This window comes from Acidovorax sp. 99 (assembly GCF_003096455.1).
GTDB classification, from domain to species: Bacteria; Pseudomonadota; Gammaproteobacteria; order Burkholderiales; family Burkholderiaceae_C; genus Acidovorax; species Acidovorax delafieldii.
The window spans coordinates 1241447-1254684 of record NZ_QEKU01000001.1 but is presented as its reverse complement, the minus strand read 5'-3'; the positions used below and the strand labels follow the sequence as shown (position 1 = coordinate 1254684).

Annotated in this window: 12 protein-coding genes and 1 pseudogene; 10 read left to right on the top strand and 3 right to left on the bottom strand. The window is 61.0% G+C overall.

The features are described from left to right. Positions 1-361: 361 nt before the first annotated feature. From C8C95_RS05865 to C8C95_RS05825, 9 genes are all read left to right on the top strand, one after another. Positions 362-2374, top strand: a complete 2013-nt coding sequence (locus tag C8C95_RS05865; protein WP_116747974.1) for an ATP-binding protein — start codon at positions 362-364, stop codon at positions 2372-2374. 38 nt (positions 2375-2412) lie between these two features. Continuing rightward, positions 2413-3171, top strand: a complete 759-nt coding sequence (locus tag C8C95_RS05860; RefSeq protein WP_116747973.1) for a response regulator transcription factor — start codon at positions 2413-2415, stop codon at positions 3169-3171. Between the two features lie 204 nt (positions 3172-3375). Further along, the gene (locus tag C8C95_RS05855) at positions 3376-4581 is read left to right on the top strand and encodes an ABC transporter substrate-binding protein (RefSeq protein WP_116747972.1); all 1206 of its coding nucleotides are present in this window, start codon (positions 3376-3378) and stop codon (positions 4579-4581) included. A 118-nt stretch (positions 4582-4699) separates the two neighbouring features. Further along, complete coding sequence (locus C8C95_RS05850) at positions 4700-5560, top strand: branched-chain amino acid ABC transporter permease (protein ID WP_116747971.1); 861 nt, start codon at positions 4700-4702, stop codon at positions 5558-5560. Between the two features lie 4 nt (positions 5561-5564). After that, the gene (locus C8C95_RS05845; RefSeq protein ID WP_116747970.1) at positions 5565-6575 is read left to right on the top strand and encodes a branched-chain amino acid ABC transporter permease; all 1011 of its coding nucleotides are present in this window, start codon (positions 5565-5567) and stop codon (positions 6573-6575) included. Continuing rightward, entirely contained in the window at positions 6572-7348 is a 777-nt protein-coding gene (locus tag C8C95_RS05840) for an ABC transporter ATP-binding protein (protein ID WP_116747969.1), read from the top strand. The genes C8C95_RS05845 and C8C95_RS05840 overlap by 4 nt, the downstream gene beginning before the upstream one ends. Continuing rightward, positions 7345-8046, top strand: a complete 702-nt coding sequence (locus tag C8C95_RS05835) for an ABC transporter ATP-binding protein (protein WP_116747968.1) — start codon at positions 7345-7347, stop codon at positions 8044-8046. The genes C8C95_RS05840 and C8C95_RS05835 overlap by 4 nt, the downstream gene beginning before the upstream one ends. Before the next feature lie 39 nt (positions 8047-8085). After that, the gene (locus C8C95_RS05830; protein WP_116747967.1) at positions 8086-9570 is read left to right on the top strand and encodes a M81 family metallopeptidase; all 1485 of its coding nucleotides are present in this window, start codon (positions 8086-8088) and stop codon (positions 9568-9570) included. A 24-nt stretch (positions 9571-9594) separates the two neighbouring features. Then, positions 9595-10851, top strand: coding sequence for a Zn-dependent hydrolase (locus C8C95_RS05825; RefSeq protein ID WP_116747966.1), 1257 nt, complete (start codon positions 9595-9597; stop codon positions 10849-10851). A gap of 78 nt (positions 10852-10929) precedes the next feature. Here the strand turns inward: C8C95_RS05825 and C8C95_RS05820 are convergent. From C8C95_RS05820 to C8C95_RS05810, 3 genes and pseudogenes are all read right to left on the bottom strand, one after another. After that, positions 10930-11196, bottom strand: a pseudogene (locus C8C95_RS05820) (cytidyltransferase); the annotation flags it as partial. Between the two features lie 31 nt (positions 11197-11227). Further along, entirely contained in the window at positions 11228-11644 is a 417-nt protein-coding gene (locus C8C95_RS05815; RefSeq protein ID WP_116747965.1) for an SRPBCC family protein, read from the bottom strand. A gap of 106 nt (positions 11645-11750) precedes the next feature. Next, positions 11751-12338 carry an NADPH-dependent FMN reductase gene (locus C8C95_RS05810; protein ID WP_116747964.1) on the bottom strand — a complete coding sequence of 196 codons (588 nt, stop codon included), beginning with the start codon at positions 12336-12338 and terminating at the stop codon, positions 11751-11753. A gap of 34 nt (positions 12339-12372) precedes the next feature. Between C8C95_RS05810 and C8C95_RS05805 the strand changes: the two genes are divergently transcribed. After that, entirely contained in the window at positions 12373-13092 is a 720-nt protein-coding gene (locus tag C8C95_RS05805; RefSeq protein ID WP_116747963.1) for an FCD domain-containing protein, read from the top strand. Positions 13093-13238 lie beyond the last annotated feature (146 nt).

The window sequence follows — 13238 nt, the reverse complement described above, 5'->3', positions numbered from 1 at the left end:
TTCGTAGCAGTCAGCAATCGCTGCGTAACTGGCACTCCTGATAGAAGTAGGCAGAGTCACTGCTGCACTGACAGAGGGAAGAGGCATACACCATGTGGTCTATCTAAATGCCTGAACAATTGCCGTTCTCGGCCAGGCAAGCGACGGAAGACGGCGATGGCCGGATCTACAGTACATGAACTGAACTTGGCATCCGAAGACACTGCGCATAGGCGCACCGTAAGGTTGAGTCGCATGGGGGCGACAAACAAAGGTTCAAGGCACCGCATCGAGTACATGTGATTGAATCTGAGGCAACCCGCCGAACTGCGCGCACAGGCGTGCCTCTGAGGTGCACCGCCTGTACACCCCCGATCTCCCAATGTTCACTCGCCGTCTTGCCCTGCGCACTTTTCTGACAATTGCACTGTTGGCGGTTTTGCTGCCCCTGGTGCTTGCCAGCAGCAGTTTGTTTTATCGCTCTGCTACGGGTGCCATGGAAGAGTTCGCGCTGCAATTGGCTGACGAGGTCTCAGGCAGGGTCCGCGAAAAGGTGGTCTCCTTCTTTGATGTGCCGCAGCGCGTAGTCGCTTTCAATGTCGAGCAAGTGCGCGCCGGATATCTGATGGTTCAGCAACCTGACGTGTTGATGCGCCAGTTCATGCTGCAGATCGACCAGCAACCCCAACTGACCTTCATATCCATGGGCATGCCTGATGGTCAGTACTACGCCGGCAGCCGTCCCCCTTTGGGGGAGGACCGCGCTTTGCGCATGCTGCGCGCACGGATCAGTGATGGCCGGGCCATGGAGGTTTTGCGTATCGACGCCGTGAGTCGCGAGCCAACGCTGATTTCCCGCAGCGAGGTGGGCTTTGATGCACGTACCCGTCCGTGGTACCAGTCAGCGATTGCCAATGATGGGGTCGCGTGGTACGCGCCTTATCGCTACATGATCAACGATGCGCAAGGCGCATATGCCGCAATTGGCATGGGGATTTCAGCTCCCGTCCGCTCACGCGATGGCAGTTTGATCGGGGTGGTCACCGCCGATGTGGCGCTGTCCCAGCTCAACGAGTTTCTGGCCGCGCTGGCCTCCGAGTCCGGGGGCAGGGCCTTTCTGGCCGAGGCCTCGGGAGAACTGCTTGCAATGTCCTCACACGATCCGTCTGCTGGTGTATCGGCTTTGGTGGATGGGCAGCGTGTGCGCATCGACCAAAGCCACGACCCCGTGATGCGTGCGTTGGGGCAGCACATCCTGCAGAGCGGTCAACGCGAGGGAAACCGATTCATGGATGTGGACGGCGTGCGCCACCTGGCGCGTTGGTGGACGCATGCGCTGGATCGCGGTCCTGCGCTGACGATGGCGATCATCCTGCCTGAGAGCCGCTTCAACACGCCGTTGCGGGGGGTGCTACGCAACACGATCTACACCACGCTGGCCGTCTTGCTGGCTTCAGTGCTGTTTTCGGTGTTCGTAGCCAGCCGGTTGGTGAGACCCTTGCAGGTACTCAGTGACTGGGCAGTCAGACTGACCCAGTCCGACTGGAATGCCCAGGCACCGAAATCCAGCCCTATTCGCGAGTTACGGTCTCTGGCGGATTCCATGGGGTACATGGCAGGGCATTTAAAGGAGCATGCCGAAGATCTGGAGCAAATGGTCGCGCAACGCACCCAGGAGTTGGAGAGTGCTGTGGCCTCCATTGAGCAGACGCTGACCGACCAGCGCCATTTCATCGCCATGCTGTCCCATGAGGTACGTTCTCCACTGGCGGTGATCAACACCGCCGGGCAGTTGCTTGCGCTGCGCTCCAAGGATGTGCCCGCGCAGCTGGCATTGGCGCAGCGCATCCTGCGGGGCTCGGCGCGATTGAGCTACTTCTTTGACAACTGCCTGACCCAGGACCGCATTGATAGCCACAACTTTGCGGTAGAGCCAGTACCCGTTGACGTGGGAGAGTTGTGCCTGTGGGTAACAGAAAACGGTGGCCAACTGTCTGCCGAGCACCCGCTGTACCTGGCGGTGGAACCCGGGTTGCCATCATTGAACGGCGACCCCGTGCTGTTGCGCGTGATGCTCATGAACGTGCTGTCGAACGCATTCAAGTATTCCGAGGTGGGTGCAACGGTGTCTTTTAGCGTGCATCAGCATGAGGGCCAGTGCCGTTTTGTCATTGAGGACGAAGGCCCTGGCATTCCGCTGGAAGAGCAAGCGCTGGTGTTTGAGAAGTACCGCCGCGGCCGTACGGCAGAGGGCAAACCCGGTGCCGGACTGGGGCTGGCTTTGGTAAAACGGATCGTTGACTTGCATGGTGGGGCTGTCCAGCTACAGGCCGTCCAACCCCAAGGCACTCGCTTTGTGATCAGCATCCCGTTGAACGTGACACCGGTGGCCTGAATGTTGCATTCCGGACAGGTGCCGGAGGTATTCGCAACATGACCCAATCCAAGCCCAGCATTGCTATCGTAGAGGACGACTCCGATCAACTGCACAGCATCGAGGAATTCTTGCTCGACTCGGGCTATAGCGTTTGGGGTGCGGGTAGCGCCGAGGCGTTTTACAAAGGGTTCACCGTTCAGCCGGTCGATGTGGTTCTCTTGGACCTGGGGCTTCCCGGTGAGGATGGCCTCAGCGTGGCGTCGCTACTCAAGTCCAGACCCGAGGTGGGGGTGATCATCCTCAGCGCCCGAGATTCACTTGACGATCGTTTGGCAGGAATGCGTGCTGGGGCAGATCGTTACTTGGTCAAGCCGGTCAACCTGCTGGAGTTGGCCGCCAATATTGACGCTACGGCGAGCCGACTTGCCCCCAGGACAGCCGTAGACCCCGCAGGATCGCTGGTTGCTGCGGCCATACCTGTCGCAAAGGCGGCGTGCTGGGTGCTGGCCATGAAGGACTGGGTACTGTCATCGCCGCAGGGCAAGTGTCTGCAACTGACGACCCACGAGTTCATGTTCTTGCAGCAACTCCTGCGAGCGGATGGTCAGCCCGTGCCCAAGCGCGACCTCAGCACTCACCTGTTTGGTGCTCGTGCCCAAAACGGGGCTGAACGGCTCAACTTGCTTCTCACGAGGCTGCGCAAAAAGGCGGCGGAAGCGTTTTCTGAACCTCTGCCGGTCAAGACGCTGCACCAGATTGGCTACGCCTTTACAGCCTCAGCACAGCTCGTGCAGGACACTCAACGGCTGCATTGACACTCCCGTGATCCTCTTGAAGCGGCGCTAAACCAGACGGGGAGCGCGCCGCGGCTTGGCCGCGCCAGCAACGAAAGCGTGCTGGGTTAACCCTGTGCTTGCATGAATCCAAATGAAAGATTTGGAAAGATCAGGAAGGTGGTTTCTTGGACACCATGGAGGTGGCAACTCTTGATCTCCCACTTCTACTCACTGGAGTCCTCCATGCAACGTCGTCATCTTCTGCAAGTCTCGGCACTGAGTGCGCTGTCCGCCTCCATCGGCCTGACCCGCAGCGCCTTTGCGCAGGCTCCGGGCGCCATTCAGTTTGGCTGTCCGGTACCGATGTCCGGTCCTTTTGCGGCCAACGGAAAGTTCGCCGACATGGGGATGCGACTGGCCATTGAGCAATATGGCAAAGCCCTCAATCGCCCGCTGGCCTACACACTCCTGGACACGGAAGGTAAGCCCGCTACAGCCGTGCGCAAGGTGCAGGAAGCAGCCCAGCAGCAAGGTGCTCGATTCTTCGCGGGCGGCATCCTTTCGGGCGAGGCCCTGGCCATGGGCAAGGAGGCCGAGAAGGCTGGCGGCCTGTTTGTGACCACGGCTGGGGCCGATGAAATCACTGGGTCGGACTGCAATGCTGCGACCTTCCGCTGGTCGGTACCCACTTTTGGTGCCGTCGAGCAGACGGTGCGTCCGCTGATCGATTCCATGCCTAAGGCCAAGCGCTGGTACACCATCACACCGCAGTACGTGTTTGGCGATGGCCTGCTGTCGGCTGCCAAGAACATCTTCAAGGAAAAGGGGATCGAGCATGTGGGTAACAGCTACCACTCGCTGACCGAGAAGGAGTTCAGCGGCTACATCACCAATGCTCTGGCCGCAAAGCCCGATGTCCTGCTGCTGCTGAACTTTGGCGCGCAATGTGCCGACACGCTCCGCCAGGCCGTGAGCTTTGGTATGCACAAGAACATGACGATCCTGGTGGCCTGGGCCTCTGGTTTGGAGCAGTTCGAATCGCTGGGCGCTGACCTGTGCGACGGTATCTACTTTGGTGCCCAGTACTGGCACACCGTGGATTCCGAACTCAACCGCGATCTTGTCAAACGCACCAATGACAAGCTCAAGATGAACCCCAACTACAGCCTGGCGGGCTCCTATATCTGCACAAAGCTGCTGATCGACGGAATCATCAAGGCCGGGTCCGTGGAGCAAAAAGCCGTGATCGCCGCACTGGAGGGCTACAAATACCAGGGTCTGACCGGTGAGGAGGAGGTGCGAAAGGCGGACCACCAGGTGCTCAAGAACTACTACCTGCTCAAGGGCAAGGCCAAGTCCAAGATGAAGAACAAGGACGACTACGTGGACGTGCTCAGTTCGGGCAAGTCGTTCCTGCCCATCGACCAGACGGGCTGCAAGCGCGCCTGACCCTCGCGGCGTCCGCCGGGCTGGGCATAGCCCCATGCGCGCGCTGTGGCCGCCCCTTTTTTGAGAACCCCAGCGGCACCGACAGGATGCGGCTGGTGGTCGTTCGGCCGAGCACTTTATGAACATTTACCTTCTACAGGTCATCAATGGAATCGGCATTGGCATGCTGTATTTCCTGTTGGCGGTGGGCCTGTCCATTGTTTTTGGTTTGCTGCGATTCGTGAACTTCGCGCATGGGGCGTTCTACCTGATCGGAGCGTATTTTTGCTACCAGATGACGCGATGGGGCATGAGCTTCTGGTTGGCTCTGGTAGTGGTGCCGCTGGTGGTGGGGGCGATTGGCTGGGCCACGGAAAAGCTGGTCCTGCGCCACGTGTATGCCTCGGACCATGAGTTTCACATCCTCGTGACGGTGGGTCTGGCACTCGCAGTCCAGGAGTTGGTGATCCTGCAATGGGGCCCACTGGGTGACAGCGTGGCGGTTCCCGACGCGCTGCAGGGAGTGGTGATGTGGGGCAGTTTCATCTACCCGAAGTACCGCCTGTTCGTGATCGGCTTCACTTCGGTGCTGGCAGTGCTGCTGTGGTGGGTTCTTGAGGGCACGCGACTCGGTAGCGCTGTGCGAGCAGGCAGCGAGTCGACCGAGATGGTCTCGCTGCTCGGCATCAATGTGCTGCGTATTTTCAGCCTGGTATTTGGTTTGGGTGCAGCCACCGCTGCACTGGCCGGCGTGCTCGCATCCCCCATTCGTGGAGCAGAACCCTTCATGGGCATTGAAGCCCTGGCGGTAGCCTTTGTTGTGGTGGTCGTGGGGGGGCTGGGCAGTTTCAGTGGCGCACTAATGGGCGGATTGATGATCGGCATTGTGCAAAGCGTCATGAGCACGCTATGGCCAGAAGGGGCCCGCCTGATGATCTATGTGGCCATGGCGGCGGTGCTGCTACTGCGTCCCCACGGCCTGCTGGGCCGCAAGGAGTGAACCCATGAAGAAATACACGCATTTTCTGTTTGCAGCAGTGGTGGTGGTGGCCATGCCGTTGCTGATGCAGTCGGGCTCCTTGGCTAGCGAGGTACTCATCTTCGCGCTGGCGGCCATGGGTTGCAATCTGCTGCTTGGCTTTACTGGCCTGCTTTCATTCGGGCAGGGCATCTTCTTTGGTCTGGGCAGTTACACCGTGGCCTTGCTACTCACCCGCTGGCCTGTTCCCATGCCGCTTGCGTTGTTGCTCGCCACAGTCATGGGAGCGCTCGGGGCGGCCGTTGTGGGCTGGGTGGCTATTCGCCAGCGTGGCACTTACTTTGTGATGCTGACCTTGGCCTTCGCGCAGATGTTCTATTTCATTGCCTATACGGCTACCGGCTTAACTGGGGGGGACAACGGGTTGATGGATATCCCTCGTCCCAATTTGTCCATCCTGGGCTTTGACCTGTGGACGTTGGCGTCGCCTTGGCAGTTCTATGGTTTTGTTTCGCTGATTTTTCTGGTGGTGTTCTGGCTGCTGCTCAAGGTGTCCCGCTCGACATTCGGGCGAACCTTGCTGGCAGTGCGAGACAACGAAGAGCGTGCGGCTGCCATTGGCTACAACCTCAGGCTGCTCAAGCTGCAGGCGTTTGTTATCTCGGGTGCTGTCACCGGTCTCGCCGGGGCGCTGCACGCCATGATGACCGGCCTGGCTCCGCTGTCCAACGCGGAGTACCACACCAGTGAAATGATCCTGGTGATGACCGTTATTGGCGGGACGGGCAACCTGTTTGCTTCGCTGCTGGGGTCTGCGTTCTACCTGCTGCTGGCCGACTGGCTGTCTCAACTGTGGCCGCGTTGGCTCTTGCTACTGGGCATTGCATTGATGGCCGTGAGCCTCTGGATGCAGCGTGGGCTGTGGGGCCTGGGCGAAACGGTCTGGAATCGGCTGCAAGGTCATCGCAAGCAGTCGGCTGACACGGTGGTGACGCCATCGGCAACTGCGGTAGCTGCGAAAGGAGAACAGGCATGAGCCCAAAGACCCCGATCTTGTTGGAAGCCATTGATGTCGAAAAGCACTATGGCAAGTTTGCAGCGCTGGGCGGTGTAAGTCTCCAGGTGCGTGCGAATACCGTGCATTCGGTGATTGGCCCTAACGGTGCTGGCAAGACCACGTTGTTCCACATGCTTACCGGCACCAAGACAGTCAGTGGGGGGCGGATTCTTTTTGATGGACAGGATGTCACGCATGAGCCAGACCATCGGCGGGTGCAGCGAGGCATTGCGCGTTCATTCCAGGTTACCAGCCTGTTTTTGAGCTTGCCGGTGCGTGAGAACCTGCGCCTTGGCGCCCAAGGCGTACAGCCTGCACGTGCCCTAAATCCGTGGCATGAGCCGGTAGGGGCGCGTGCTCAGTCGCAGGTGGTTGAGGCTGTTCTTTCCAAGGTGGGACTGGAGAACCTCGCGGACGCTCCCGCTGGCAATCTTTCGCACGGTCAGCAGCGTCGATTGGAAGTGGGCATGGCCCTGGCTGCACGGCCCAAGGCCATTTTCTTGGATGAGCCCACGTCGGGCATGGGCATCGACGACCTGGACGACATGAAGCGCTTGATCAAGAGCCTGCGCGACGAACACACGGTGGTCTTGATCGAGCACAACATGAACATCGTGATGGATATCTCGGACACCGTGACGGTGATGCAGATGGGGCGCGTACTGGCCGAAGGCATGCCACACGACATACGCAGCGACGAAAGGGTGCGGACTGCGTACTTGGGCAACATGATCACAGGAGGCAAGGCATGATTCTCGAAGTTGACAACCTGCATGCCCACTACGGCAAAAGTCATGTGCTTCAGGGTGTGTGTTTCACGGTGGGGAATGGCGAACTGGTCACCCTGCTGGGGCGCAACGGCGCAGGCAAGACCACCACACTCAAGAGCATTGCCGGGGTAGTCGCTCCTACGCAGGGGCGTGTGGCATTTGCCAGCAAACCGCTGCAGGGTCAAGCTTCGCATGTGATCGCCCGGCAGGGGGTGTGTCTGGTGCCAGAGCACCGGGGCATCTTCAAGCTGCTGACCGTGGAAGAGAACCTGATGCTGGGCCTGCGCAAGCGCTCCCCCTGGCAACTGGACGATGTGTATCGCATCTTCCCCCGGCTCAAGGAGCGCAGGCGCAACGGCGGCGGGCAGCTGTCGGGCGGCGAGCAGCAGATGCTGGCCATCGGCCGCGCGCTGATGAACGACCCCAAGCTGCTCATGTTGGACGAGCCCGTGGAGGGGCTGGCTCCCGTGATCGTGGAAGAAATCGTGGCCCAGCTCAAGACCATCAAGGCTGCGGGCGTGGCGATTTTGCTGGTCGAGCAGAACCTGGAGGTCTGCACCCAGCTGGCGGACCGGCATTGCATCCTGGAGCAGGGGCGCATCGTCTATACCGCTGACAACGCAAGCTTCCTGGCGGACGAAGAGGTCAAGGACCGCTACCTCGGCGTGGGACTGGCCTGAGCTCTGGCCCATCCCACACTGCATTCCAAAGGGCACTTCATGAAGTTTCTGATCGCTCGTCTGAACCACGAGACCAATACCTTTTCTCCGGTGCCCACGCCCTTGCAGGCGTTTGCACCCGATTACGACACCGCAGCCTTCCAGGCCAATGCCGGCATGCGAACGGCGATGGCAGCTTTCATTGATGCAGCAAAGCGGGTGGGGGCGCAGTGCGTGACGCCCGTCTCCGCCACGGCCAACCCCAGTGGGCCGGTGGATGCTGACGCCTACAACCAGTTGACGGATCGCATCGTTGCCGCCGCGGCAGGCTGCGACGCCATCCTGCTCGACCTTCATGGCGCGATGGTCGCCGAGAACACGCCAGACGGCGAGGGTGACCTGCTGGCCCGCGTGCGAGCGGCGGCGCCCGGCGTGCCGCTGGGCGTGGCCCTGGACCTGCACGGCAACATCACGCAAAAGATGATCGACCACGCCGATGTGATGGTGGGGTTCAAGACCTACCCGCATGTGGACATGTACGAGACGGGCGAGCACGCGGCGCGCCTGGTGCTGCAAATGCTGCAGCAAGGCACGCGCTATGCCGTGCGCTGGCGACAGTTGCCGCTGCTCAGCCACACGCTGCGCAGCACCACCCTGGGCGGTGCCATGGCCGCTGCCGTGTCATCGGCGCGGCAGGCCGAAGGGGAGGGCGTGCCGGCCATGACCATCTTTGCGGGCTTCTCCTTGGCCGACATCGCCGCGCCGTGCGTGAGCGTGGTGGCCACGGCCGAATGCACTGCTGAGGGGGAGGCGCTGTGCACCACTGCGCTGGACCGCGTGGCTGCCCAGATCTGGGCGGAGCGCGAGGGCTACGTGTATGCCAGCGAGCCTTTGGCCGACGCCTTCGCGCGGGCGCAGCGCATGGCCGAAGGGGCGGACAAGCCCGTGCTGTTGCTGGACCATAGTGACAACTGTATGTCCGGAGGAACCTGCGACACCATGGACGTGCTTCAGGCCGCCTGGCAGCATGGCCTGACCGGTATCGCCACGGGGCCGCTGTCTGATCCAGAGGCCGTTGCACAGCTCTTGGCAGCCGGTGTGGGCGCGCAGGTGTCGGTACGCCTGGGCAACAAGGTACCACTGGCCCGGCTGGGCATTGTCAAAGAGCCCGTGATGGTGCAGGGCACTGTGCGTGCCATCAGCGACGGTAGCTACACCGTGACCGGTCCCATCTACACCGGCCAGCGCTGCTCCATGGGACGCGCCGTCTGGCTGGATGCCGGAGGCACACAGATCGTGGTGGTGGAGCAGCCGCACGAGCCGTGGGATCTGGGCGTTTTCTCTTGCGTGGGCCTGGACCCTACGGCCTACCCCTACCTGCTGCTCAAGTCGCGCATGTACTGCCGGCCGGTGTTCGTTCCGCTCTCTGCGGGGCTGGTCGAGTGTGACAGCCCCGGCGTCACCAGTTCGGACTACCGGCTATTCCCTTTTGAGAACCTGCGCCAGCCTGTCTACCCGCTGGGCGACGTGCTCGCTTGCCCCTGACTGAGCTATATCTCTGGAGTTTCAATGGACACCAAAGTCAAACCCAACATCGAAAACCTGCGCATCAATGGCCAGCGCCTGTGGGCGTCGCTCATGGAGCTGGCGCAGATCGGCGCCACCCCCAAGGGTGGCGTGTGCCGCCTGACCCTCACCGACCTGGACAAACAGGGCCGTGACCTCGTCACCCGCTGGGCGCGCGAGGCGGGCATGACGGTCACTATCGACAAGATCGGCAACGGCTTCATGCGCCGCCCCGGCCGCAACAACAGCCTGCCACCCATCATGACCGGCAGCCACATCGACACCCAGCCCACAGGCGGCAAGTTCGACGGCAACTACGGCGTGCTCGCGGGCATCGAGGTGGTGCGCACGCTGAACGACCATGGCATCGAAACCGAAGCCCCCATCGAAGTCGCGTTCTGGACCAACGAAGAAGGCAGCCGCTTTGTGCCTGTGATGATGGGCTCGGGCGTGTTCGCCAAGGCCTTCACGCTGGAACACGCCTATGCCGCGACCGACACCGAAGGCAAGACGGTGAAGGGTGAGCTGGAGCGCATCGGCTACATCGGAGACCAGGAGCCCGGCGACCATCCCATCGGCGCCTACTTCGAAACCCACATCGAACAAGGCCCCGTGCTGGAAGACAACGACAAGACCATCGGCGTGGTCAGCGGCGTGCTGGGCATCCGCTGGTTTGACTGCACCGTCACCGGCATGGAAGCCCACGCAGGCCCCACCCCCATGGCCCTGCGCAAGGACGCGATGCTGGCCGCCACACGCATCATGCAAGACGTAGTCGCCGCCGCCCACCGCCACCCACCGCACGGGCGCGGCACCGTGGGCATGGTGCAAGTCTTCCCCAACAGCCGCAACGTCATCCCCGGCCGGGTCAAGTTCAGCATCGACCTGCGCAACAGCACCGACGCGCTGGTGGACGCCATGGCCGCCGAGGTCAAGGCCTTTGCCGACCAGGTGGCCCAAGAACACGGTGTGCAGGTCCACATCGAAATGGTGTCCAGCTACCCCGCACAGCTCTTCCAGCCCGAATGCGTGCAGGCCGTGGGCCGCGCCGCCGCCAAGCTGGGCTACAGCCATATGCCCGCCGTCTCGGGTGCCGGGCACGATGCCGTCTACATGGCCAAGCTCGCACCCAGCGGCATGATCTTCATCCCCTGCAAGGACGGCATCAGCCACAACGAGATCGAGGATGCGAAACCCGAGCACATCGAGGCCGGGTGCAACGTGCTGCTGCACGCCATGCTGGAGCGGGCTGGCACCTAGTGCTATATAAAATATAGCGGCAGAGGCATGATTCTGTAGCGCTTGAGCCCGTTTGGATGCAAAAACGGGTGGAGCGGATCAGTCCAGCTTCGTCAGCCCCAGAAAGTGGTCCAGCATGTGGAAGTGGTCTTCGAAGAATTCCTCTTCCAGGCCTGCCAGCTGGTCGATGCGGCTCCACTGCACCAGCGCAGCATCGTCATCGGCCTGCACCACCGGGAAGGGCGCATCGCCCAGGTCAAAGTAGTGTGCGTGCGTGATGGTGCGGCCGCGCTGGCTGCGGTCGGGGTGGTCGAACACGGCCACTGACTGCAGTGCGGCGCGCATGCGGGCCTCGGGCAGGTTGCATGTACGGGCAAGAGGCTCTGCGAGCTGGCCGCTATTGCGGCGCCAGCTTTGCGACCACGTGGCGGGAAAAGTTGTCCAGGATAGCCTGCCAGCCGGCTCGCTGCTGCTCTTCGGAGTGCGTTTGTTCCCCGTCGAATGTGACCGTAACTTTGACTCCGTCCGTGCCCTCGTTGAACTCAACGAGTCCTGCTCGATCTCCGAAGGCATATTCGATGAGCTGGCACGGTACAACCTTGGTGTATTCACCTGCAAAGTCGAACCCGAATGAGCCGTCCTTCGCCTCCATGCGAGAGGAGAACTTGCCACCTGGCCGCAGATCCACCGACGAGGTGGTCGTGTGCCAGTCTGGGGACGCTGTATTCCATTGTTTGATGTCTTCGGGTGTTGTGTATGCCCGCCAGACTTCTTTCAACGGTGCGGCAACCACAGTTGAGACGGTGATCTTCATGAGCGAACTCCATTCGGGTGACCCGGCATATATTCAAAGATTGGATTCCGAGTCCAGCCCTATCGGCACTGGCCGCTAAAGCCCGGTCTTATTAGCGACTTCTGTCTCAGACTTGTTGGCTGCGCGCGGCGATCCACCGGATCTCCTCGACCAGCTCGTGCAATCCTGTTTGGATGATATCCAGAGTAGGCTTGTCCACTAAGTGACCGTCTTGTATGCGCGCGGCGACTCCAGCAATGGCGATGTGCTGCCGCACCAAGGGGCGTGCCAGTGTGGCTGCCAATGCATCACGAATTTGGGCCTGTGCCCGCACTCCCCCTGCCGTGCCTGGCGACGCCGTCATGATGAGCGCGGGCTTGCCCTTGAGAGGAGATGCAAATCCCGGCCGCGAAGCCCAGTCAATCGCGTTCTTGAGTACCCCGGGTATGCCGTAGTTGTACTCAGGCGAACACAGTACCAGGCCATCTGCACGTTCAATGGCGTTCTTGAGCTGGACGACTGGAGGCGGTGGTTGGTCCCCATCCAGATCTGCGTTGTACATGGGGATCTCGTCGAGAGCGGACAACTCCAGTGTGGTTCCAGAAGGTAGCAGCGGCTGCAGGCTTCGCAGCACGGCAGTGCTGTGCGACGCGCGGCGGAGGCTTCCAGAGATGGCGAGGAGGCGGATAGGACGTGTCATCTGGTTGGTGTTCATTGAGATTCTTTCGTTCTTTCAATGCCTGAAGTTTATGCATAAAATTCAAAACATGTACAAAACAGACACATCCCCTCGCACCCCGCCCCTGGTGGATCAGGCCTTCGCGCAATTGCGCAGGGATGTGTTGAATGGCACCTACGGTCCAGGCGCCAAGCTCAAGCTCGATGAACTGCAAGCTGCCTACGGCTTTTCCAGCAGTCCTTTGCGGGAGGCGCTGAGTCGTCTGGCCCAGGAGGGGTTGATCCGGGCAGATGAACGGCGAGGCTTTCGTGTAACGGCGATTTCTGCAGAGGACTTGGGCGACATCACGCGCATGCGTGTGATGCTTGACGTGCAGGCGCTGCGCGAATCGATTGCCCACGGTGATGACGTGTGGGAGGCGCAAGTAGTAGGGGCATTTCACCGCTTGGAGAAGGTAGAAGGCCGACTTAGCGATGGTCCGGTCGTTTTGGACCAAGGGTGGACGGACGTGCACACTGCCTTTCACATGGCACTGATTTCAGCCAGTCCATCAGAGCGCCTGCGGACTTGGAGTGCAAGCCTCTTCGACCAGGCGGAGCGTTACCGGCGGTTTTCAGCGCGCTTTCGCAAGACCTTTAAGCACAAATCCAGTGAGCACCGTAAGCTCATGGACGCTACGCTGCGGCGCGATGCAGACACCGCCTGTGCACTCTTGCAAGAGCACATCTTGAGTACCGAGCGCAATGTGCTCTCGGTGCTGAGCAAGCTGGAGCACAGCCAGGGAGGCTGACCCTCCACTGCCATTGCGAGCCCGGGCATGGTCTAGGTACAGGCATTTCACCGGTTCCTGGGCAGCCCTGCCCCTCCTCATTCCTGGTTGCACCCGACTCGCGTGGTGCAGAGCCCGCATGCATCGCGCATGTGAGCTTTTTCGCT